Below are 24,432 nucleotides of genomic sequence, written 5' to 3' on the forward strand. Positions count from 1 at the left end.
CGTGTTTGGCCTGCACCAATGTAGTGAATCAGTCCCTCAGGTAAGTATTTTCTGGTCTCCTGACGCGCTAAAATAGATCAATGTTGCTGTTGAGAATTTTATTCTCCCGTTGCTATTCTATTTAACATTGGTGGCAAAAGAATATCTCTCTTAGCGCTCTTGTATTCCCCGCCATTGCAGCCGGAAACGGCGTGCCTGGCGCGGGCGCGCCGCCTGAAAGGATGACCTTGAATACTAAATTACTGCCCCTGACCCTGCTGCTGTTGATCCAGAACGCGTACGCTGTCGATCCCCCCAGCGCTGGCAGCCAGCTGCAGCAGATTCCCGTCGCGCCCCAGTTGCCGAAGGCGCCGCCGGCCATCCGCGTGCAGCAGGGCAATGTACCGGCCACCGCGGTGGGCGATACCACGCGCATCACGGTGCAGCGCCTGCAGGTGACGGCGCCGCCCGTCTTTACCGAGAGCGAACTGATCGCCAGCACGGGTTTCGTGCCGGGCAGCGAGCTGACCCTGGGCGAGCTGCGCGCCATGGCGTCAAAAATTGCCAGCTATTACCAGCAGCGTGGCTATTTCCTGGCGCAGGCGTATCTGCCCGCGCAGGATATCGAGGATGGCGTGGTGCACATCAGCGTGCTGCCAGGCCAGTATGGGCAAGTGCAGCTGCGCAACCAGAGCAAGCTGTCCGACGGCCTGGCCGGCACGATATTGGCCGGTCTCGACGGGCAAGTGATTTCCACGCCGCCACTGGAGCGGCGCTTGCTGCTGCTGTCGGACTTGCCGGGCGTGCAGGTCAGCTCGACCCTGGCGCCGGGGGCTTCCCTGGGCGCGTCCGACCTGATCGTCGAGGTGCAGCCGGGATCGCGTTTCAACGGCAGCGTCGACGTCGATAACCAGGGCAACCGCTACACGGGCCGCAACCGCATCGGCGCCACCCTGAACATCAATGAACTGGCCGGCATCGGCGACGTGGCCACGCTACGCGCCTTCACCTCGGCCGACGGACTCAATTACGTGCGTGGCGCGTACCAGGGGCAGGCCGGTTTGCTGCGCCTGGGCGGCGCCTACACGTATATGGATTACAAGCTGGGCAAGGAATTTGCCGTGCTTGACGCCAAGGGCACGGCGAAGATCGCCAGCGCGTATGGCAGTTATCCGCTGATCCGCTCGCGCAGCAGCAACCTGTATGCGCAGCTCAGCTACGACGACAAGACCTTCCAGGACCGCACGGAATCGACGGGCACGGTCAACGACAAGACGGCCGGGGTGTGGATGCTGAACCTGAACGGCGACGCCAAGGATGGCTGGGGCGGCGGTGGCGCGAGCACGTATTCGCTGACCTACACCACCGGCAAGATCGATATCGCAACGCCGGTGGCGCGCCTGATCGATCAGCTGACGGTGAAGAGCAACGGCCACTTCAACAAGCTCGCGTTCAATGCGGCGCGCGTGCAAAGCCTGGGTAGCGAGACGAGCCTGTTCGGCACCGTCAGCGGCCAGGCGGCGTCGAAAAATCTCGACGTCTCGGAAAAGATGGGTATCGGCGGCGTGGGCGGCGTGCGCGCCTATCCGGGCGGCGAGGCGTATGGCGACCAGGGCTACGTGCTGAATCTGGAACTGCGCCAGAACCTTACGGCGTTTACTGCGTTTCCCGGCCAGCTGCAGGTGCTGGCCTTTGCCGACACGGGCAGCGTCAAGCTGAACCGCGACGCCTGGAGCGCCGGCGAAAACCGCCGCACCCTGAGCGGCGCCGGCGTGGGCGTGACGTGGACGGGCGCCAATGCGCTCGTGCTGAAGGCGTATTACGCACACAAGCTGGGCAATGCCAAGGCGACCTCGGCACCGGATGCGGCAGGCCGCTTCTGGCTGCAAGCAGTCAAGTACTTCTAATTAATACAAGCTAAAAAATCAGGACACCGCCATGAACCGCATCTACCGCTCCATCTGGAACCAGGCCACGGGCGCTTACGCCGCCGTTTCCGAAAACGTCAAATCCGCCGGCAAGCGCTCGATGCCAGGATGCAGCGGGGGCGGGGCGCATTTCGCCTTGACCAGCATGGCGGCGGCGCTGATGCTCGGCTATGGCTCACTGGCGCTGGCCGGGCCGGCGGGCGGCACGGTGGTGGCAGGCCAGGCCAGCATCACCGGCGCACCGGGCGCCACGGTGATCCGGCAGGGCAGCCAGAATGCCGTCATCAACTGGGCCAATTTCAATATCAACAAGTGCGAGTCGGTGCAATTCGTGCAGCCGAACAGCAATGCGGTAGCCCTGAACCGCGTGCTGGGCAGCGATGGCACGACCATCCTGGGCAACTTGTCGGCCAACGGCAAGGTGTTTATCGTCAACCCGAATGGTGTGCTGTTCGGCCAGGGAGCCTCGGTCAACACGGCCGGCCTGGTGGCCTCCACCCTGGATATTTCCAACGCCGACTTCATGGCCGGCAAGTACCAGTTTGCCGGCAATGGCACGGGTAAAGTCCTGAACCAGGGCTCGATCAGCGCGCCAGGCGGCTATGTGGCCTTGCTGGGCGCCAACGTGTCGAACGAGGGCACGATCCAGGCACGCCTGGGCTCGGTTGCCCTGGCGGCGGGCAGGGCCATCACGCTGGACGTGGCCGGCGACGGCTTGCTCAATGTCGCCGTCAACGCGGGCGCCGTGGGCGCTTTGGTCAGCAATGGCGGCATGATCAAGGCTGACGGCGGCAGCGTCGTATTGACGGCGCAGGCGGCCGGCGACTTGCTGAAAACAGTGGTCAACAACACGGGCGTGATCGAGGCGCAGACGATAGACACGCGCAGCGGCACGATCAAGTTGCTGGGCGACATGCAGACCGGTACTGTCAACGCGGGCGGCACGCTGGACGCCAGCGCGCCTGGCGGTGGTAACGGCGGTTTTATTGACACCTCGGCTGCGCATGTAAAAATCGATGATGCGCTGAAAGTGACGACGGCCGCGCCGAAGGGCTTGGCCGGCACCTGGCTGATCGACCCAAGCGACTTCAATATCGCCGTTTCGGGCGGCGACATGACGGGCGCCTTCCTCAGCAATTCCTTGAAATCGGGCAATGTGCGGATCCAGAGCGTGTCCGGCGGCAGCGGTACGCAAGGCAACATCAACGTCAACGACAACATCAACTGGATCGCCAACAAGCTGACCCTGACGGCGCAGAACAATATCAACATCAACAAGGCCATGCGTGGCGCGGGCACGGCCAGCCTGGCGCTCGAATATGGCCAGAGTGGGGTCGCCGCCGGCAATCTGGCCACGTACAACGTCAAGGCGGAAGTGGATCTGCCATCGGGTAATAACTTCAGCACCAAACTGGGCAGCGATGGCGGCGTGACCGTGTATCAGGTCATTAACAGTTTGGGCGCCTTCAACAGCAGCAGCGGCAGCGATGTGCAGGGCATGCAGGGCAATTTGTCCGGTAATTATGTGCTGGGCAGTAATATCGATGCCAGCGTCACGGGCAGCTGGGACAGCGGCCAGGGATTTGTGCCGATCGGTAACGCAGGTACGCCATTCACGGGCAAGTTTGACGGCCTGGGCCATGAGCTGTATGGCTTGACCATCAACCGCGCCGAGACGCCGGCTGCGATGTTCGGCAATATTGGCCTGGCCGGCAGCGTGCACAACTTGAGCTTGAGAAATGTCAACATCACGGGTTCGCAAGCGATGTATGGCGCCGCTTATACCGACATCGGCGCGCTGGCTGGCTACAATGCGGGCACGATCAACAATGTGAGCAGCAGCGGCGCCGTGCATGGTTCTGGCTATATCAACATGGGCGCGCTGGTGGGCACCAATGCGGGCACGATCAGCAACAGCCGCGCGGCAGGCACGGTCGTTGCCGGTGGTTTTGGCGCGGCAGGCGGCCTGGTGGGCGTGAATGCGGCCGGCGGCTTGATCAAGAACAGTTCCAGCGCCGTGGCTGCCACATCCACCAATTATTTCGCTGGCGGCCTTGCCGTCTACAACAGAGGCACGATCAGCGACAGCTATGCCACGGGCGCCGTCAGCGTTGGCAGCACGGGCGGCAGCTATGGCGGCGGCCTGGCGGCCATTAACACGGGCGAAGGCACGGTCACGAACAGCTATGCGACGGGCAATGTCACGGGAACTTCCGGCCTGGGCGGCTTGCTGGGCCGGATAGAAAGCGGCGCGGTCACGAACAGCTATGCCACCGGCAATGTGACTGGTAGCGGCAATGGTATCGGCGGCCTGGTCGGGGTGTCCGCCGGTCCGATAAGCAACAGCTATGCCACCGGCAATGTGACGGGCAACTCCACCGTGGGCGGCGTGGTGGGCTACAACATTGGTGTTGCCCTCACCAATGTATATTATTCGGGCAAGCTCACGACGACAGGCATTAATAACGGTGCTATTGTTGGCGATCACAATGGTGGTTCCATCGTTAATGCTTACTTCGACAGTTCCCTGAATCCGGGGCTAACCGCCGTTGGCGTGGCAAGCATTGACGCCAGCACCATTGCCCAGGGCTTGAGCGCGGCGCAGATGTTGGTACGGAGCAACTATGCGGGATTCAATTTCACCGGCACGGCCGGCGCGGCAGGCAACAACTGGGTGATCGTCAGCGGCGACGGTTCCATCAATGGCGCCAGCGCCGGCACGCGCCCCATGCTGGCGTCGGAATGGTCGAATACCATCAATTCCACGCACCAGTTGCAATTGATGGCGATGAGCAAGGCCGCCAGCTATACGCTGGGCAGCAGCTTCAGCGCAGCCAGCACGGCCGCGAACGGTAACGATGTGTGGGGCAGTACGGGCTTCATCCCGGTCGGCACGGCAGGGTCGGCCTTCACGGGTAGCCTCGACGGCAGCGGGCATATTGTTTCCAACCTCAATATTATCAAGTCGGGCGTGGCGGGCGTGGGCTTGTTTGGCGTCGTCGGCAGCGGCGGCGTGATCGCCAATGTGGGCTTGTCTGGCGGCACGATCAGCGGCGGCGACAACACGGGCGCCCTGGTCGGCACGAATGGCGGCAGCGTCAGCGGCAGCTTTGCCACCAGTGCCGTCACGGGCGCCAACAATGTCGGCGGCCTGGTGGGCACGAGTACGGGCACGCTCAAGGATAGCTATGCCAGCGGCGCGGTGACTGGCAGCAGCGGCACAGGCGGCTTGCTGGGCAGCAACAGCGGCACCGTCACCACCAGCTATGCGAATGGCAGCGTGAGCGGCGCCGGCGGCGGCCTGGTTGGCACGGGCGCAGGCAGCGTCACGGGCAGTTACTGGGATAGCACGGCCAGCGGCAAGGCAACGAGCGCCGGCGGCACGAGCGTGACCACGAGCGGACTCAATACGCTGACGAACTACACGGGCGCAGGCTGGGATCTGGACCAGATGTGGGTCGCCTACGATGGCCAGAGTGCGCCTTTCCTGCGTTCGTTCATGCAGCAGATCGCCGTGCGCGTTTCTTACGACAGCAAGGTGTATGACGGCGTCGCCTATGCTGGCGGCAGCAATAGCGTCACGTATTCGAACACGGTGGCAGGCGCCAGCTTGCTCGGTACGGTCGCTTATGCGGGCAATGCCGCTGGCGCCGTGAATGCGGGTACGTATGGGGTGATGGCCAGCGGCTTGTACTCTTCGGGCGGGCAGTCCGGCTATGCGCTCAGCTATATCGATGGCGGACTGGTGATCACGCAGCGCCAGCTCAGCCTGAACGGCGCCGGCGCCGGCAACAAGGTCTATGACGGCAACACCACCGCCATCATCAGTGGCGGCACGTTGGCGGGCCTGTTGGCTGGGGATCTTGGCAATGTCAACCTGCTCTCCTTGCTGGGGACCTATGCCAGCAAGAATGTCGGCAATGGCATCGCCGTGAATGCGACTGCCACCCTCGGCGGCAGCGCAGCCGGCAACTATATCTTGGCGCCGCTGACTGGCGTGAGTGGCAACATCACGCCGGCGACGATTAGCAGCATCAGCGGCATCCTGGCCGGCAGCAAGGTCTACGACGGCTTGACTGGCGCTGCGCTCGACACCAGCGCGGCTGTATTAGCCGGCAAGATCGGCAGTGACGCGCTGACGTTGAGCGGCACGGGCACTTTCGACAACAAGAATGCCGGCACCGGAAAAACAGTCAGCATCAGCGGTTTGTTCCTGGGCGGCGCCGATGCAGGCAACTATATCCTTGCTGGCACGACGGGTAGCGCGCTGGCCGATATCACGGCCAAGGCCCTGACCATCACGGGTGTCACCACCAGCAACCGCGTGTATGACGGCACGCGCAATGCGGCCTTGTCGGGCGGAACATTGAGTGGCCTGGTAGGTGGAGAAACCCTGGGCCTGTCCGGCTTGTCGGGGGTGTTTGACGACAAGAACGTGGGCACGGGCAAGAGCGTGACCGTGAGCGGCGCCACGCTGGCCGATGGCACTGGGCTGGCCAGCAACTATACGGTCAGCAATCCGGGCGCCCTGACGGCCGATATCAGCAAGGCAACCATCAGCAGCGTGACGAACATCACGGCAAACAGCAAGGTGTATGACGCGAACACCAAGGCCACCATCAATGCGGGCGGCGCCACGTTCAACGGCATGTTCAGCGGCGACAGCCTGTCGTTCAGCGCGACGACGGCCACGTTTGCCGACAAGAACGTCGGCAACGGCAAGACGGTGGCTGTGAGCGGCATCGCCCTGGCCGGCACGGATGCGGGCAATTACAATCTGACGCTCAGCACCGGCAGCGGCAGCGGCGATATCACGCCGAAGGCGCTGACGATCACCGGCATGTCGGCGGTCAATAAAGTCTACGACGGCAACACCAAGGCGACCTTGTCGGGCGGTTCGATCAGCGGCCTGGTCGGTTCGGAAACGCTGGGCGTGACGGGACTTTCAGCAAGTTTTTCCGACAAGAATGCCGGCGCCGGCAAAACCGTCATCGCCAGCGGCTCGACCCTGGTCAATGGCGGCAATGGTGGCCTCGCCAGCAACTATACGATCAGCAACCCAAGCGGACTGAGCGCAAACATCACGCCCAAGGCGCTGACGGTGACGGGTATGACGGCTGGCAACAAAGTCTATGACGGCCTGCTCGACGCGACCTTGTCCGGTGGAAGCCTGTCGGGTCTGGTCAGCGGTGAAACGCTGCTGCTGTCCGGTGCAACGGGCGTGTTCAGCGACAAGAACGCAGGCAGCAACAAAACCATCGTCGTCAGCGGCAGCAGCCTGGCCGACGGCACGGGGCTGGCCAGCAATTACACGGTCAGCAACCCGACCACCGTGAAGGCCGGCATCACGCAAAAAGCCTTGACGGTAAGCGGCGTGCTGGCCAGCGACAAGACCTACGACGGCAATACCAAAGCCAGCCTGTCGGGCGGCACTCTGGATGGCCTGGTGGGCGGTGAAACACTGGGATTGACAGGGCAGGTGGGCAGTTTCAGTGACCAGAACGCGGGCACGGGCAAGGCCGTCGCGGTGACGGGCGCGACCCTGGTCGATGGCACTGGGCTGGCCAGCAATTATTCGGTCAGCAACGCCACCGGCGTGACGGCCACTATTGCGCAAAAGGCGTTGACCGTCAGCGGCGTGAGCGCGAGCAACCGCATGTATGACGGCACGCTCGATGCAACCCTGTCGGGCGGTACCTTGAGCGGCTTGGTGGGCGCGGAAACCCTGGGCCTGTCCGGTTTGAGCGGCGTGTTCGCCGACAAGAACGTGGGCACGGGCAAGAGCGTGACGGTGAGCGGCGCCACGCTGACCGATGGCACTGGGCTGGCCAGCAACTATACGGTCAGCAATCCGGGCGCCCTGACGGCCGATATCAGCAAGGCAACCATCAGCAGCGTGACGAACATCACGGCAAACAGCAAGGTGTATGACGCGAACACCAAGGCCACCATCAATGCAGGCGGCGCCACGTTCAATGGCATGTTCAGCGGCGACAGCCTGTCGTTCAGCGCGACGACGGCCACGTTTTCCGACAAGAACGTCGGCAACGGCAAGACGGTGGCTGTGAGCGGCATCGCCCTGGCCGGCACGGATGCGGGCAATTACAATCTGACGCTCAGCACCGGCAGCGGCAGCGGCGATATCACGCCGAAGGCGCTGACGATCGTCGGCATGTCGGCGGTCAATAAAGTCTACGACGGCAACACCAAGGCGACCTTGTCGGGCGGTTCGATCAGCGGCCTGGTCGGTTCGGAAACGCTGGGCGTGACGGGACTGGTGGCCACTTTCGACGACAAGAACGCCGGCACCGGCAAAACCGTCATCGCCAGCGGTTCGACCCTGGTCAATGGCGGCAATGGTGGCCTCGCCAGCAACTATACGATCAGCAACCCAAGCGGACTGAGCGCAAACATCACGCCCAAGGCGCTGACGGTGACGGGTATGACGGCCAGCAACAAAGTCTATGACGGCCTGCTCGACGCGACCTTGTCCGGTGGAAGCCTGTCGGGTCTGGTCAGCGGTGAAACGCTGCTGCTGTCCGGTGCAACGGGCGTGTTCAGCGACAAAAACGTGGGCAGCAACATAACCATCGTCGTCAGCGGCAGCAGCCTGGCCGACGGCACGGGACTGGCCAGCAATTACACGGTCAGCAACCCGACCACCGTGAAGGCCGGCATCACGCAAAAAGCCTTGACGGTAAGCGGCGTGCTGGCCAGCGACAAGACCTACGACGGCAATACCAAGGCCAGCCTGTCGGGCGGCACTCTGGATGGCCTGGTGGGCGGTGAAACACTGGGATTGACAGGGCAGGTGGGCAGTTTCAGTGACCAGAACGCGGGCACGGGCAAGGCCGTCGCGGTGACGGGCGCGACCCTGGTCGATGGCACTGGGCTGGCCAGCAATTATTCGGTCAGCAACGCCACCGGCGTGACGGCCACTATTGCGCAAAAGGCGTTGACCGTCAGCGGCGTGAGCGCGAGCAACCGCGTGTATGACGGCACGCTCGATGCGGTCTTGTCGGGCGGCGTCTTGAGCGGTTTGGTCGGCATGGAAACGCTGAGCTTGAATCTGGCGAACCAGGCAGGCGCTTTCAGTGACAAGAACGCGGGCAGCAACAAGGTGGTCAATGTCACGGGCGCGACGGTCACGGACGGCACTGGCCTGGCCAGCAACTATGCCTTCAGCAATGCCAGCGGAGTGACGGCCACTATCACGCCGAAAGCGTTGACGGTGACGGGCGTGACGGCGGCGAGCCGGGACTATGACGGCACGCAGCAGGCTGCACTGTCGGGCGGCGTCTTGAGCGGCTTGGTCGGCATGGAAACGCTGAGCTTGAATCTGGCGAACCAGACAGGCGCCTTCAGCGACAAGAACGCGGGCAGCAACAAAGTGGTCAATGTCACGGGCGCGACGGTCACGGACGGCACTGGCCTGGCCAGCAACTATGCCTTCAGCAATGCCAGCGGCGTGACGGCCACTATCACGCCGAAAGCGTTGACGGTGACGGGCGTGACGGCGGCGAGCCGGGACTATGACGGCACGCAGCAGGCTGCGCTGTCGGGCGGCGTCCTGAGCGGCTTGGTCGGTATGGAAACGCTGAACTTGAATCTGGCGAACCAGACAGGCGTCTTCAGCGACAAGAACGCGGGCAGCAACAAGGTGGTCAATGTCACGGGTGCGACGGTCACGGACGGCACTGGCCTGGTCAGCAACTATGCCTTCAGCAATGCCAGCGGGGTGCGGGCCGATATCGGCAAGGCGTCCATCAGCGCCATTGCCGGTATCGTGGCGGCGAACAAGGTGTATGACGGTGGCACGGCGGCCAGCCTGAACCTGGCGGGCGCCACTTTCAATGGTTTGGTGGCCGGCGACGTCCTGAGCCTGGGCAGCGGCCCCGTTCTTGGCGCCTTCAGCGACAAGAATGCGGCGCTGGGCAAGACCGTGGCCATCAGCGGTTTGGGCCTGGCCGGTGCCGATGCGGGCAACTATGTACTGGCCAGCAGCCAGGCCAGCACTACGGCCGATATCACGCCAGCCGCCCTGACGGTCAGCACCAGCGGCATCAACAAGGTGTACGACGCCACCACGACTGCCACCGTCTCCTTGCGCGACAACCGCATCGGCAATGACCAGCTGAGTATTGCCAGCAATGGCGCCAGTTTCAGCGACAAGAATGCGGGCGTGGGCAAGACGGTGACGGTGGCAGGCATACGCCTGAGCGGCACGGATGCGGGCAATTACGTGGTCAACACCAGCGCCAGCACCACGGCCACGATCTCGCAGGCAGCGCTGACGGTCAAAGTCGATAACGCTGAAAAAGACCAGGGACGCGCCAACCCCGACTTCAGCGCCGGCTACAGCGGCCTGCTCGGTGGCGACACGGTGGCCGCCGAAGTGAGCGGCAACCTGGCGTTCAGCACGCCGGCTACGACGGCATCCGCGGCCGGCAATTATCTGGTCTCGGCATCGGGCCAGGCGTCGAACAACTACGCCTTGAACTATGTGGAAGGCGTGCTGAAGGTCAAGCCGACGGAAGCGCTGCAAAGTGCGGTCGCCAGCGTGATCGCGGCCGTTGCCGTGGCGCCATCGCAGGGCAATATGGTGCAGGCCGACATGATCGTCAGTGGCGAGACGGCACCAGGCAAGCCCGCCACCACGCAGGAAGCGCCGCGTGAGGGAGAGAAGGGTAACGCAGGCAGCGCGCCAGTGGTGCAACTGGCCAGCAACGTCGTCAGCAATGTCCTGCCAGGCCTGCGCTTGAACGTGATCGATAGCGGCCTGCGCCTGCCGACCGAAGCTGGCGGCAACACGCGCCAGGACAGCCAGTAAAGCCCGCTACTTCACCATAGGGTGGCGTCGGAGTGCCGCTTCGTGTTTCGAAGCGGCATTTTTTTATGCCGTCGCATCGTCGCAACACTCTTATAATGGCTGCACTATCCTTGTTTTCCGTCAGAAGAGCAGCGCTGAACAGAAAGTACCATCGCATGACATCCCATTTCATCGGCGTGGCTGGCTTGCCACGCGCTGGCTCCACCTTGCTGTGCCAGTTGCTGGCGCAGCATCCCGACCTGCATTGCGAAGGCAATAGCTCCCCCCTGTGCAACACCTTGCTGGGCATGCGGCGCATGATCAGCGACGATACTTTTTTCCTGTCGCAGCTCGACAGCACCTTCGACGCCAGTTACGGCCACCTGAAGACGGCCATGCAGGGCTTCCTGCGCGGCTGGTATCAGGATTGCGGCAAGCAGGGCGTGGTGGACAAGAACCGCGCCTGGCTGCATTGCGTGGAGATGCTGCTGCAGCTGGCGCCGGAAGCGAAAGTCATCGTTTGCGTGCGCGAACTGGGCCAGGTCTACGGCTCCATCGAAGCGCAGCACCAGCGCACCATTCTTGTCGATTTTATCGACCACCTGGCCGATTTCGACCGCATGGGCCGTGCCGACATGCTGTTTGCCAAGGATCGCACCATAGGTGCCCCCTTGAGTTCCCTGCACGCCGTGCTGGACCTGCCGCTCGAAGTGCAGCACAAGCTGTATTTCGTGCGCTTTGAAGACTTGATGGCGCGGCCGGTGGAATGCATGTCGCACCTGTATGCGTGGCTGGGCCTGGCGCCGTTCCAGATCGACCCGCACGATCTTGCCGTGGGTATCCAGGAAAGCGACAGCCATTACCGCATGAAGTATACGCACCGCCAGCAGGCGACGATCAGCGCGCCCAGGCCGCATGCGATACCACCGCGCATCCAGGCGCAGATCGAAAGCGCGTATGACTGGTTTTATGACCTGTACTATCCGCAACACCAACGCGCGGCAACGCCCTCGGCCTGACAATACCTGCGGCAGTGCTAATACCACTTGCCGCGGCGCTGCCGGCGCGGTATTGCCGGAAGTTGCTGCAAATTGGGCTTTTTTTCTTCCCCTCACTCTTCGCCTGCTGCACCGTGGCCGTACCGCCTGATGGAACTGGTATTGTAAAAACCCCCGTTGTATAAAACCACTTGACTACCAATTTTCGGCGTCGCATTCTCTGTGCAGAAAGCCGATGCTTCGCTGTGCTTTCTTTACGTACAACATAAAAAGCTACTTCGATAGTTTTCGTATAACGTTCAGGAGACAATGTGAAGACACGGCAATCAAGCCGGCTGGCTACGCCATTCATGGCTGGCCTGCTGGGCAGCGCGCTGCTCGCTTGCGGCGGCAATTCCACCACCGAACCCCCATCGACCCTGCTGGCCGCGACCATCGCCAGCGACAGTTGCGCCGCCTGGAGCGCCGCTGCCGTCTACACGGCAGGCCAGTGCGCCGTCTACGACGGCAAGGTCTACCGCGCCAAATGGTGGGTGCAGGGCACGGCGCCGGGCAACGACCAGTGGGGACCTTGGAGCCTCGATAGCAGCACTCCAACCCCGACTCCAACCCCGACTCCAACCCCGACTCCAACCCCGACACCGACACCGACACCGACACCGACACCGACTCCCACGCCAGGCGTGCCCACCAAGGCCCAGGCCGAGGCCAACGAGGCGGCGCTGACGAACAACGATTTCTTCCGCAAGGTCAAGGCATCGATCCGCACCCTGGGCAATGCGGCCGTCGAAGCCGTGCAGCCTGGCCTGGCCAGCAATCCGCTCAACGTCAAGAGGGTCGAGCGCCTGCTGCCGGCGGCGAAGTGGGATTACTATTTTGCCGCACGCGACGCCAGTTATACCTACCAGCGCTTCCTGCAAGCCGTGGCCAAGTTCCCCGCCGTGTGCGACGACTACGGCGACGGGCGCAATGCGGATGCCATCTGCCGCCACAGCCTGGCCACCATGTTTGCCCACTTCGGGCAGGAAACGGGCGACCATAACGCCAGCAGCCCCTTGCCGCAATGGCGCCAGGGCTTGAAGTATCTGCGCGAGCTGGGCTGCGACGAGACGGGCGCTGGTTGCGGCTACAACATCGAGTGCGCCGACCCCGTCTTCAACAAGGTGTGGACCTGCGGCACCAATGCCGACGGCAGCTTCAAGAAATACTTTGGCCGCGGCGCCAAGCAGCTGTCGTACAACTACAACTACGGTCCGTTTTCGCAAGCGATGCATGACGGCGATCAAACGGTACTGCTGAAAAATCCGGATCTGGTGGCGTCGACCTGGCTGAACCTGGCCTCGGCCACGTTCTTCTTTGTCTATCCGCAACCGCCGAAGCCGTCGATGCTGCATGTGCTTGACGGCACCTGGGTGCCGAACGCGGCAGATACGGCGGCTGGCGCGGGCAATAACTTTGCCACCACCATCATGATCATCAACGCCGAATGCGGGCAGGGCACGGAAAAGCAGGCCGCGCAAAACCGCATCGACTACTACAAGCAATTTGCCGCCGACATGGGCTGGGATTATTCCGGCGAACAATTGTCTTGCGCCAACATGCAACGCTTCACCCCGGCCAGTTCCGCTTCCTACAACATCTATTGGGAAAAGAACTGGAGCGCCGGTGGCGAAAATCAATGCCAGCTGGTCAGCTATCAAACCCCGTACAGCGCCTTGCTGGCCGGGAACTACGTGAAATGCGTGGAAGCCAACTGGAATGTGAAGTTGCAGTAGCAGCAAGCGCAGGAAAGCCGGCCAGGGATCACAGTTGACAAGAGCCCCACAAGGGGCCTGCAACAGCTTTCGATGTAAAACCATAACGGAGACCAATACAACATGAAATCGAATGCATTATTGATGGCCCTGCTCAGCGGTGTGCTCGTCGCTTGCGGCGGCGGTGGCCAGGATGGCACGACCGCCACCCCGAACACCCTATTGGCCGCCGTGGAAACGTGCGCCATCTGGGACGCCGCCACCGTCTACACGGGCGGCCAGTGCGTGCTTTACCAGGGCGTCAGCTACAAGGCTAAGTGGTGGACGCAGGGCAATGTCCCCAGCGCCACTGACCAGTGGGGCCCATGGGCCGTGACGGATACGCCGACTCCAACTCCGACGCCGACGCCAACGCCAACGCCAACGCCGACCCCGACCCCGACCCCGACGCCGACGCCGACGCCGACGCCGACGCCGACCCCAACGCCAACCCCAACCCCCACGGCTTGCCGCCCGGACGGCTTGATCTCGGCCGTGCCGAATGTGCCGTACTGCAAGGTGTACGATACGAATGGCCGCGAAGTGCTGAGCAATGGCTTGAACCGGCGCATCGTCGGCTATTTCGCCAGCTGGCGCACGGGCGCCGATGGCAGCCCGACTTACCTGGTGAATAACCTGCCGTGGGACAAGATCACCCACCTGAACTATGCGTTCGCCTCCGTCGACCCGGCCACATCGAAAATCGCCATCGGCAGCGGCGCGGCCAATCCCGATACGGGCCTCACGTGGCCCAATGTGCCGGCCGCGGCCATGGACCCATCCTTGCCGTACCAGGGCCACTTCAACTTGCTGGCGCAATACAAGAAGAAGTATCCGGGCGTGAAACTGATGATTTCCGTGGGCGGCTGGGCCGGCAGCGGCGGCTTTTACACGGCCACGACGAACGCGGATGGCAGCATCAACACGGCCGGCATCAACACCTTGGCCGATTCCATGGTGGCCTTCGTGCGCCAGTACAATTTCTTCGATGGCGTCGATGTTGATTACGAACACCCGACCACCAACAATGAAGCGGGTAATCCGAACGACTTCGCCGCCTCGAAGCCGCGCCTGGCCGGCCTGATGACGAGCTATAACGTGCTGTTGAAAGTGCTGCGCCAGAAGCTCGACGAAGCGGCCGTGCAGGACAATAAATACTATCTGCTCACCATCGCCGGCTCCGCCTCGGGCTGGGTCTTGCGCGGCGAAGAAAACATGTCGGGATTGAAATATCTCGATTACGCCAGCCTGATGAGCTACGACTTGCACGGCGCGTGGAACCAGTATGTGGGACCGAACGCGGCGCTGTTTGACGACGGCAACGATGGCGAACTGCGGGCCGGCAACGCCTACCAGTACCAGAACATCGGCTACCTGAACACGGACTGGGCCTACCGCTACTACCGGGGCGCCATGCAGGCGGGACGCATCAATATCGGCGTGCCGTTCTACACGCGGGGTTGGAAGGATGTGACGGGCGGCACCAACGGTCTGTGGGGCACGACGGCGCTGACCAATTCCACCGTCACCTGCGCAGGCGTGAAAACCTGCGGCATGGGCGCCACCGGCATCGACAATGTGTGGTACGACCTCGACTCCCAAGGCAAGCCGACGCCCGGTGGCGGCAACCCCATCTGGCATGCGCTGAACTTGCAAAACGGTATCGTGCCGAGCTATCTGGACGCCTATAAAGTCACGGACAAGGCGCTGGTGGGCAGCTATGTGCCGCATTACAGCAGCACCATGGTGGCGCCGTGGTTGTGGAATGCGACCAAGAAAGTGTTCATTTCCACGGAAACCACGCAGTCGATCGCGGCCAAGGCCCAGTACATCGTCAACAACAATATCGGCGGCGTGATGATCTGGGAAATGGCGGGCGACTATGCCTGGGATGCGACGCGCAATGGCGGCAAGGGCGAGTATTTCATGGGCACCACCCTGACGGACGTGCTGTACCAGGCTTTCCGCACGGCTGGCGCGTATGGCAACAAGCGCGCCGAAATCGCCATGCCGGGCACGGCGGCCAATGTCAGCATCACGTTGGGCGGCTGGAAGCTGGGCGACAACAACTTCCCCATCAACCCGGTGATGACGGTGAAGAACAACACGGCATCGACCCTGCCGGGCGGCACCGTGGTGGAGTTCGACTATCCCGTCTCGGCACCATCGGACATGAGCGACCAGTCCGGCTTCGGCTTGACGGTGATCAATGCCGGCTACACGGGGCCGAACAATATCGGCGGCTTCACGAAGAACTACAACCGGGCCCGCTTCGCGATTCCCGCCTGGCAATCGCTGGCGCCGGGCGGCTCCGTGGCGCTGACCCTGAATTACCGCTTGCCGATCTCGGGACCGGCCAATTACACGGTCACCGTGGGCGGCACCAGGTACGCCTTGACGCAGGAGTATCCGGAACTGCCGGTGGCCTTGCCGTAAGTTGGTGATGCCGTAAAGTAAAAGGGCGGAACCGAGGTTCCGCCCTTCTTTGACCCGAATGCAAGTACTGGGGTCGGACCCTGAGGGTCCGACCCCGGCGTGCTTTTGGGTTTAGCTTAAAACCAGGTTTCCACTTGGAAACCGTAGGAAGTGCCGCTGGTATTGTTGTTGTAGATCGGGCCGCCGTTGTTCGACGCATTGACCGATGCGGTGGCCGCATCGTTCCATTTGCCATAGGTAACAAAAGCGCGCAGTTCAGGACGCGACCACAAGCCAGGACCGGCCGAGATCGTCGGCGCGATGGTCAGCTTGGTCAGGCGCTTGGCTGGCTGGCCGCCCGCTTGCGTCACTCTGTCCGTGCCCAGTTCGCCCACCAGCTTGAAGTTGTCGGTGAACGCGTACACGGGACGCACGCCGACCGAAGTCCAGGTCGATGAACCTTTGGCGTTCGACTCGTCTTTTTGCCACAGGGCGACGAATTCCATGCCGAAATTGGCCATCGGCTGGATCGCCATGTCATTGAAGATGCGCGTGCGTTTCACGTCGGAACCGAAATTGGTGTCGCCCGAAGCGCCGAACTGCGCGCCATTGCCGGTGCCAGGACCGACGCCGTACTGCACGCCAAAGGTGTTGCCGCCGCCGAACACTTTACCTTGACGGTGGAAGGCCGACAGTTGCCAGCCGTTATTGCGCTTGCCAGTGGCGACATCATCCTTGCCTTCGCCGATGATGTAGGTCGCGGCCAGGTCCAGGGTGCCGTTTTCATTGACGGGAATCTCGCCAAAGATGAAGTTCTGGCGCACCGCCGATTTGGTGTTGACGCCGCCGTTCGGCAACGCGATCTTGATGTCGTTGTCCTTGAAGAAGGCATACGAGAATTTACCCGGTCCTGCAGGAATGCGGTCCAGGCCGGCGCCCGTGCCGTTCATGTTGATGTATTGCAGATCCAGCATGTGGATGTCAGGACGGTAGTAGAAGCGTTTACCGATCCAGGCCGTGCCGCCGTTCAGGAAATCGAGTCCCTGCGCTTCGACGTAGGCCTTGACGATGCCCAGTTTGTTGTCGCCGAAATCGGAGTTTGGCGCGTAGGCGTTGACCCAGATGGTGGCCAGGTAGTTCACGCCGCCGGACTTGGCGACGGACTTGGTGTAGCCGAATTCCGTGTAGGCGTCGCACTCATTGCCCAGACGGTATTTCATGGTATTGCCACCCAGGCCGAAGCAGCCTTGCGAACCACCGCCGCCCGAGGTATTGCTGCCGGCGCCAGCGCGCAGGTAGCCATGGAAGCCTTCGGCGTCGGATGGGTACATGGGGTCGGCCATGGCGGAAGCGCTGGCGATGGCCAGGAGCAGGGCAGGCAAGGTTTTCAATGCAATGCGGTTCATGCGGTCTCCAGAAAGATGTAGGTGGTAGCGCTGGCGTCCCGTAAGGACGGCCAGCGCATACGGTCTAATGCCGAAAACCAAGTCTAGCAGCGCTTTTTTAACCAGACCGATACAAAACGTACAAGTGACGATACTTTCTTTCAAAGTGTTGTTTTTACTCAATGTTGATACTCTGGTGCATGGCGGGTCTGCAAAAGAGTATCGAATTGCGGTTTTGGAGTATCAGAAAGTATCAAAGTCCGGTGCTACATTGTGGTCGTGGTGCCAAGCATGCCGGCATTGCCAACGACAAAAAACACTGGAGACACACAATGAAACGTTCCGCCATTGCCGCGCTGTGCGCCGGCGCCTTCTGCTTCGCTTCGTCCGCGATTGCCGCCACCGACCTGGTCATCGCCACCGTCAACAACGGCCACATGATCGAAATGCAAAAGCTCAGCAAGTTCTTCGAGCAAGCCAATCCCGACATCAAGCTCAAATGGGTGACCCTGGAAGAGGGCGTCTTGCGCCAGCGCATGACCACCGATATCGCCACCAAGGGCGGCCAGTTTGACGTGATGACCATCGGCCTGTACGAAACGCCCATCTGGGGCAAGAAAAACTGGCTGATCCCCATCAAGCCGGACGCCAGGTACGATATCGACGACTTGCTGCCCGCCATCCGCGAAGGCCTCTCTGGCGACGGCAAACTGTACGCGTCGCCGTTCTATGGCGAAAGCTCGATGATCATGTACCGCAGCGACCTGGTCAAAAAAGCGGGCGTGACGATCGAAGACCGTCCCAGCTGGAACCAGTTGCGCGACGTGGCGGCCAAGCTGCACGATCCGGCCAACGGCGTGTACGGCATCTGCCTGCGCGGCAAGCCGGGCTGGGGCGACAACATGGCGCTGATCACCACCATGGCCAATTCCTATGGCGGCCAGCTGTTCGACATGCAGTGGAAACCGCAATTTACCAGCAAGCCCTGGAAGGACGCCGTCAATATGTACGTCGAGCTGATGAAGAAATACGGCCCGCCGGGCGCGGCCGCCAACAGCTTCAATGAAAATCTGGCGCTGTTCAACCAGGGCAAGTGCGGCATCTGGATCGACGCGACGATTGCCGCCTCCTTCATCACGGATCCCAAGCAAAGCAAGGTGGCCGACAAGGTGGCGTTTGCCCAGTCGCCCATCGGCGTGACGGAGCGCGGTGCCAACTGGCTGTGGATCTGGTCGCTGGCGATTCCTGCAAGCTCGAAGCACCCGAACGAGGCGCAGCGCTTCATCAACTGGGCTACGTCGCCCGATTACGTGAAACTGGTGGCCAAGGAAACGAGCTGGGCCAACGTGCCGACGGGCACGCGCAAGTCGACGTATGCGAGCGCCGAGTTCCAGAAAGTGGCGAAATTTGCCGCCGCCGAAGGCAAGGCCCTGGCCACCACGCGCGCCGTGCAAAGCACCATGCTGCCGTCGCCCTATGTTGGCGTGCAATTCGCCTCCATTCCCGAATTCCAGGTGATCGGCGTGGCCGCCGGCCAGCAGATGGCGGCGGCGCTGCTGGGCAAGGTGACGGTGGAGCAGGCGCTGGAATTGTCGCAGCAGACGGCTGAGCGGGAGATGCGTAAAGGCGGGTACTACAAGTAGGAAGATAGCCTGACCAAACCTACTGCGCGGTTTGTAGTTTGCAAACAGGTGACGCTGTTGTAACCCGAATGGCGAAAGCTGGGGTCGGACCCTCAGGGTCCGACCCCGGTACTTCAGCCTTGCGGGTTTAAAAGATACCTCACGCCCCAAGAGAACATTATGAAACGCATTATCCCCCGGACTTTGCTGACGCCGGCCGTGCTTGCCGTCTCCGTCATTTCCGTGATCCCGCTGCTGATCACCCTGTATTACGCGTTCGTGCGCTATTCCATGCTCGATCCGAGCGGCCATCCATTCCATGGGCTGGCCAATTTCCACTTTTTCTTTACCGATGCCTCGTTCCTGCCAGCCTTGCAGAATACGTTTACTTTGCTGTTTTCCGTCATGCTGATCACGGTGGTGCTGGGTACGGCGCTGGGACTGCTGATCAATGAAGCGTTCCCCGGGCGCGCCATCGTGCGCGTGCTCTTGATCTCGCCGTTCCTCGTCATGCCGGCCGTGAACGCCCTGATGTGGAAGAACATGCTGCTCAACCCGATCTACGGCCTGTTCGCGCAGATCAGCATCTTCTTTGGCGCCACGCCCGTCGACTGGCTGTCGGCCCACCCGCTGTTTTCCATCATCATGATGGTCTCGTGGCAATGGCTGCCGTTCGCTTGCCTGATCTTCATGACGGCCCTGCAATCGATGGACCGGGAACAGCTGGAAGCGGCGCGCATGGATGGCGCCACGTATCTGCAGCAGTTGCGCTACCTCTACATCCCCCACCTGGGCCGCGCCGTCTCGGTGGTGCTGATGATCGAGATGATCTTTTTGCTGTCGATCTTTGCGGAAATTTTTACCACGACGGGCGGCGGTCCCGGCTTCGACACGACCACCATCACCTTCATGATCTATCAGCAGGCACTGCTGTCGTATGACGTGGGAGCGGCCTCGGCCGGCGCCCTGTTCGCCGTGCTCATCGCCAACATCGCCGCCTTCTTCCTGATGCGCGTCATCGGCAAGAATCTGTCGAAATAAGGAGACCTTGATGCATAGCAAACTCAATCTGTACGGCCGCACGGCCGCCGCCTGGCTGTGCGCGCTGCTGCTGTTCTTCCCCATCTTCTGGCTGGGCCTGATGGCTTTCAAGACGGAAGGGCAAGCCATTTCCACGCCGCCGCTGCTGTTCTTCACGCCCACGCTCGACAGCTTCCGCGAAGTGCTGGCGCGCGACAATTACTTCGGCTACGCGTGGAACTCGCTGTTGACCAGCGTGCTGTCGACGGCCATTGGCCTCTCGATCGCCATTCCGGCCGCGTATTCGATGGCTTTCTTTCCCACGGGCGGCACCATCGGCTTGCTGAAATTCATGCTCAGTTCGCGCTACATGCCCGGTGTGGGCGCGCTGATGCCCATCTATATCTGCTACCAGTATTTCGGCCTGCTCGATACGCGCATCGGCCTGACCATCATGTTCATGCTGATGAATTTGCCCATCATGATCTGGCTGCTGTACACGAGCATGAAGGAGCTGCCGCGCGAAATTTTAGAGGCGTCGCGCATGGATGGCGCCACCGTGTGGGATGAATTCCGCCACGTCGTGCTGCCCCTGTCCGTGGGCGGCATCGCTTCCACGGCGCTGGTCTGCATGGTGTGGTCGTGGAATGAATCGTTCTGGTCGCTGAACCTGGGCGCTTCCAACGCGGGCACCCTGGCCTGGCTCATCGCCTCGTATTCGAGCCCGGAAGGCTTGTTCTGGGCCAAATTGTCGGCCGCTTCCCTGATGGCGATTGCGCCCATCATGGCGCTGGGCTGGTTCTGCCAGAAGCAACTGGTCCAGGGTATGACCTTCGGCGCAGTCAAGTAAATGATGCCTCCATAAACCTACTGCGCGGCCCAATTTCGGCTCTCCGTTGCTCACTGTGCATCCGCACAGCTCCGCTACTCAAACCGAACTTGAACCGCTCGCTACGGTTTCTGAAAACATCGAAAAACAAATCAGAATTGAGACAAATCATGGCTTACCTTCAACTGAGCAATATCGAAAAATTCTTTGGCGAACACCGCGCCATCAAGGGCATCGACCTGGAGATCCAGCAGGGCGAATTCGTCGTCTTCGTCGGGCCGTCCGGCTGCGGCAAATCCACCTTGCTGCGCCTGATCGCGGGCCTGGAGCCGATCGACGGCGGCAAGCTGTCGCTCGATGGGCGCGACATCACCAGCGTGCCATCGTCCAAGCGCGACCTGGCGATGGTGTTCCAGTCGTATGCGCTGTATCCGCACATGACGGTGTTCCAGAACATGTCGTTCGCGCTGAAGCTGGCCGGCGTCGATTCGGCCATCATCCGCGAGAAAGTCGACAAGGCGGCCGCCATCCTCGACCTGGGAAAATACCTGGAGCGCACGCCGAAGGAGCTGTCGGGCGGCCAGCGCCAGAGGGTGGCCATCGGCCGCGCCATCGTGCGCGATCCGAAAGTGTTCCTGTTCGACGAGCCGCTGTCGAACCTCGACGCGGCCCTGCGCGTGCAGACGCGCATCGAGATCGCCAAGCTGCACCGCGAACTGGGCGCCACCACGATTTACGTCACGCATGACCAGGTCGAAGCGATGACCCTGGCCGACCGGGTCGTGGTGCTGCGCGATGGGCAGATCGAGCAGCATGGCTCGCCATTGGAATTGTATGACCGTCCCGCGAACCGCTTTGTCGCCCAATTCATCGGCACGCCCAGCATGAACGTGGTGCCGGCCGATGCGGCGCCGCAGTTGCTGGCGCATGCGGGCAGCGCGGCGCAGGCGGACGGCTTTGTCGGCATCCGCCCGGAACACGTGCACCTGGGCGCGGCGCAGCCGGGCAGCTTGCCCGTCACCGTCGACCTGGTGGAATCCTTGGGCGTGGAAACCCTGACCTATGTGCGCCTGCCGAACAATGTGCAGGTGGTGTCGCGCGGCGCGGAACGCAGCAGCCTGCAGCCGGGCCAGCAGACGCACCTGACGTTCGAGCCGGGCTTCGTCCATTATTTTGACCGCGCCGGCAAGACCTATGCCGCCGCCAAGGGAGTTTGAAATGAGCGCCATTGAACTGAAACAGGCGAACCTGGCCAAGCTGCCGGCCAGCGTTACCGTGCCCGCGTATGCGCGCGAGACGCTCGTGCCCAGCATCGTGCACATCGGCGTGGGCGGTTTTTTCCGTGCCCACCAGGCCGTGTATCTCGACGATTTGCTGGCCTTGCCCGGCAACGCAGAATGGGGATACTGCGGCGTGGGTTTGCTGGCGCACGATGCGGCCATGCGCGACGCCATGCGGGCGCAGGATGGCATGTACACGGTGGTCGAGCGCAGCGCGGGCGGCGATACGGCGCGCATCATCGGCTGCATCGGCGAATATTTATATGCGCCCGACGAGCCGCAAGCCGTGCTGGAAAAGCTGGCCGACCCTGGCACGCGCATCGTCGCGCTGACCATCACCGAGGGTGGTTATTACGTGAACCAGGGCACGGGCGAATTCGATACCGCTCACCCAGATATCGTCTACGAACTGGCGCATCCGGAATCGCCGCGCTGCTCTTTCGGCTACCTGGCCGCGGCGCTGGCCCTGCGCCGCGAGCGGGGACTGGCGCCGTTCACCATCATGTCCTGCGATAACCTGCAAAACAATGGCGACGTGACGCGCAAGATGCTGCTGGCCTTTGTCGCCCTGCGCGACGGGGACCTGGCGCGCTGGCTGGCCACCGATGGCAGCTTCCCCAACAGCATGGTCGACCGCATCACGCCGGCCACCACCGATGAACACCGGGCGCTCGTGCGCGAGCACTTTGGCATCGTCGACGCCTGGCCCGTCGTGTGCGAGCCGTTCCGCCAGTGGGTCATCGAAGACGACTTCCCGCAGGGCCGGCCGGCCTGGGAAAGGGTGGGCGCGCAGATGACGCACGACGTGCTGCCGTATGAAAAAATGAAGCTGCGCCTCTTGAATGCCAGCCACCAGGCCCTGTGCTACATCGGCATGCAGCTCGGCTACACGTTTGCGCACGAAGCGATGGGGGACCCTGGCATCCGCGCACTCGTGCGGCGCATGATGGATGACGAGGTCACGCCCTTGCTCGACGAAGTGGAAGGCATAGTCCTGGACAGCTATAAAGATACCCTGATCGAGCGCTTCTCGAATCCCGCCGTGCGCGACCAGCTGGCGCGCATCGGCACGGAGGGCTCGGCGCGCATCCCGAAATTCGTGCTGCCGTCCGTGCGCGAAGCGCTGGCGCGGGGCGGCGCCATCAAGCTGCTGGCGTTTACCGTGGCGTGCTGGTTCCGCTACCTGGAAGGCCACGACGAAGCTGGTCGAGAGATGCCCTTGAACGACCCGTATGCGGCGCGCCTGCGCGCGCTGGCGCTGCAGGGCGGCTCGGACGCCACGGCGCTGCTGTCCCTGCGCGAGCTGTTCGGCGATTTGAGCGACACACCCTCCTTCACGCAGGCGGTGAACGATGCGCTGGCCAGCCTGTACGGGCTGGGCGCGCGCGCGGCGCTGGAACAGATCGTCGCCTGACGGGGAGGGTGCGCCATGCCACGCAAAGCCGATGGCGGATTGCCGCAGATGGAGCTGGAACAGCAGCGCGACGCCACGCCGGGCTTCGAGCCGAAAGGCAGTTTCGGTTTCATCCGCTACCTCGAGCACGGCTTTCCGAATGCGCTGGTGCGCTGGCATTATCACGACGAGTACGAACTGCACCTGATCGTCGCGACGAGCGGCAAGGTGTTTGTCGGCGACTATATCGGCCAGTTTGCGCCCGGTCATTTGGTGCTGACGGGGCCGCGCGTGCCGCACAACTGGGTCTCGCTCGACACGCCGGCCGAGGGCGTGGCCTTGCGCGACATGGTGCTCCAGTTCGGCCATGCGCCGCTGGCGTCGATGGCCGCCGCCATCCCGGAACTGAAAGGGATTTTCCCGCTGCTGCAGCGCGCCTTGCACGGCGTGGAATTTTTCGGTGTCAGCGAGCAGTCGCTGCGGCGCTTTCGGCGTATCCGCGACACGAGCGGCCTGCCGCGCTTCATCGAGTTTATGACACTGCTGGGCGAACTGGCGCAGATCAGCGACTACCAGCTGCTGTCGACGGTGCCGATGCAGTCGAGCGACGACGACGTGGCGCTGGCGCGCATCAGTTCTGCCATCAATTTCATCGTGCACAATTACAGCAGCCAGTTTTCGCTGAAACAGCTGGCCGAGCAGGTGGACATGCCCGAGCGGACGTTTTCGCGCTTCTTTCGCAGCGCCACAGGCAACAGCTTCACGGACTTCGTCAACCGTCTGCGCATCAACAAGGCGTGCCAGCTGCTGATGGAGACGGAGCGCTACGTCAGCAACATCTGCTACGAAGCAGGATTCAATAATGTGGCCAATTTCAACCGGCGCTTCCTGGAATTGAAGGGCATGACGCCGAAGGATTTTCGCCAGCAGGCGCAGGGCCGTTTTGGCGCCTGAGGTTTTTTAAGGTACATTCGATGGCAC

The 24,432-nt window shown here is 62.2% G+C and carries 12 protein-coding genes; 11 read left to right on the plus strand and 1 reads right to left on the minus strand.

All coding sequences use genetic code 11. From position 1 onward, the window contains the following. Positions 1–227: 227 nt before the first annotated feature. The 5 genes from CLU91_RS25360 to CLU91_RS25380 all read left to right on the plus strand — a co-directional run bounded on the left by CLU91_RS25360 (position 228) and on the right by CLU91_RS25380 (position 15,943). Positions 228–1,886: a ShlB/FhaC/HecB family hemolysin secretion/activation protein gene (locus CLU91_RS25360; RefSeq protein ID WP_232730881.1), complete on the plus strand. Its 1,659-nt coding sequence runs from the start codon at positions 228–230 to the stop codon at positions 1,884–1,886. 31 nt (positions 1,887–1,917) lie between these two features. Continuing rightward, positions 1,918–10,737 (plus strand): YDG domain-containing protein, encoded by an 8,820-nt coding sequence (locus tag CLU91_RS25365; protein ID WP_100876328.1) that lies wholly within the window; start codon positions 1,918–1,920, stop codon positions 10,735–10,737. A gap of 155 nt (positions 10,738–10,892) precedes the next feature. Beyond that, entirely contained in the window at positions 10,893–11,735 is an 843-nt protein-coding gene (locus tag CLU91_RS25370) for a sulfotransferase family protein (RefSeq protein ID WP_100876329.1), read from the plus strand. Positions 11,736–12,025: 290 nt separating this feature from the next. Beyond that, complete coding sequence (locus CLU91_RS25375; protein ID WP_232730882.1) at positions 12,026–13,489, plus strand: glycoside hydrolase family 19 protein; 1,464 nt, start codon at positions 12,026–12,028, stop codon at positions 13,487–13,489. Positions 13,490–13,591: 102 nt separating this feature from the next. Next, positions 13,592–15,943 (plus strand): chitinase C-terminal domain-containing protein, encoded by a 2,352-nt coding sequence (locus tag CLU91_RS25380; RefSeq protein ID WP_100876331.1) that lies wholly within the window; start codon positions 13,592–13,594, stop codon positions 15,941–15,943. Between the two features lie 116 nt (positions 15,944–16,059). On the opposite strand, the gene CLU91_RS25385 is transcribed toward CLU91_RS25380, so the two are convergent. Then, entirely contained in the window at positions 16,060–17,328 is a 1,269-nt protein-coding gene (locus tag CLU91_RS25385) for a maltoporin (RefSeq protein ID WP_100876332.1), read from the minus strand. Positions 17,329–17,639: 311 nt separating this feature from the next. Between CLU91_RS25385 and CLU91_RS25390 the strand changes: the two genes are divergently transcribed. From CLU91_RS25390 to CLU91_RS25415, 6 genes are all read left to right on the plus strand, one after another. Then, the gene (locus tag CLU91_RS25390) at positions 17,640–18,950 is read left to right on the plus strand and encodes an ABC transporter substrate-binding protein (protein ID WP_100876333.1); all 1,311 of its coding nucleotides are present in this window, start codon (positions 17,640–17,642) and stop codon (positions 18,948–18,950) included. A 159-nt stretch (positions 18,951–19,109) separates the two neighbouring features. Continuing rightward, positions 19,110–19,970, plus strand: coding sequence for a carbohydrate ABC transporter permease (locus tag CLU91_RS25395; protein ID WP_099410663.1), 861 nt, complete (start codon positions 19,110–19,112; stop codon positions 19,968–19,970). A gap of 10 nt (positions 19,971–19,980) precedes the next feature. Next, complete coding sequence (locus CLU91_RS25400) at positions 19,981–20,799, plus strand: carbohydrate ABC transporter permease (protein WP_100876334.1); 819 nt, start codon at positions 19,981–19,983, stop codon at positions 20,797–20,799. 149 nt (positions 20,800–20,948) lie between these two features. Further along, entirely contained in the window at positions 20,949–21,995 is a 1,047-nt protein-coding gene (locus CLU91_RS25405) for an ABC transporter ATP-binding protein (protein ID WP_100876335.1), read from the plus strand. A gap of 1 nt (position 21,996) precedes the next feature. Then, a complete protein-coding gene (locus CLU91_RS25410; protein WP_100876336.1) occupies positions 21,997–23,472 on the plus strand; it encodes a mannitol dehydrogenase family protein in 1,476 nt (491 codons plus the stop codon). A 15-nt stretch (positions 23,473–23,487) separates the two neighbouring features. Beyond that, positions 23,488–24,405, plus strand: coding sequence for a helix-turn-helix domain-containing protein (locus CLU91_RS25415; protein ID WP_100876337.1), 918 nt, complete (start codon positions 23,488–23,490; stop codon positions 24,403–24,405). The last annotated feature ends 27 nt before the right edge of the window (positions 24,406–24,432 follow it).

This window comes from Janthinobacterium sp. 64 (genome assembly GCF_002813325.1).
Lineage (GTDB): Bacteria > Pseudomonadota > Gammaproteobacteria > Burkholderiales > Burkholderiaceae_D > Janthinobacterium.

Excerpts from the sequence above, each read along its gene's own strand:
- CLU91_RS25405 (WP_100876335.1), top strand. The coding sequence starts at position 20,949 with ATGGCTTACCTTCAACTGAGCAATATCGAAAAATTCTTTGGCGAACAC.
- CLU91_RS25380 (WP_100876331.1), top strand. The coding sequence starts at position 13,592 with ATGAAATCGAATGCATTATTGATGGCCCTGCTCAGCGGTGTGCTCGTC.
- CLU91_RS25400 (WP_100876334.1), top strand. The coding sequence starts at position 19,981 with ATGCATAGCAAACTCAATCTGTACGGCCGCACGGCCGCCGCCTGGCTG.
- CLU91_RS25390 (WP_100876333.1), top strand. The coding sequence starts at position 17,640 with ATGAAACGTTCCGCCATTGCCGCGCTGTGCGCCGGCGCCTTCTGCTTC.
- CLU91_RS25370 (WP_100876329.1), top strand. The coding sequence starts at position 10,893 with ATGACATCCCATTTCATCGGCGTGGCTGGCTTGCCACGCGCTGGCTCC.
- CLU91_RS25365 (WP_100876328.1), top strand. The coding sequence starts at position 1,918 with ATGAACCGCATCTACCGCTCCATCTGGAACCAGGCCACGGGCGCTTAC.
- CLU91_RS25415 (WP_100876337.1), top strand. The coding sequence starts at position 23,488 with ATGCCACGCAAAGCCGATGGCGGATTGCCGCAGATGGAGCTGGAACAG.
- CLU91_RS25410 (WP_100876336.1), top strand. The coding sequence starts at position 21,997 with ATGAGCGCCATTGAACTGAAACAGGCGAACCTGGCCAAGCTGCCGGCC.
- CLU91_RS25395 (WP_099410663.1), top strand. The coding sequence starts at position 19,110 with ATGAAACGCATTATCCCCCGGACTTTGCTGACGCCGGCCGTGCTTGCC.
- CLU91_RS25385 (WP_100876332.1), bottom strand. The coding sequence starts at position 17,328 with ATGAACCGCATTGCATTGAAAACCTTGCCTGCCCTGCTCCTGGCCATC.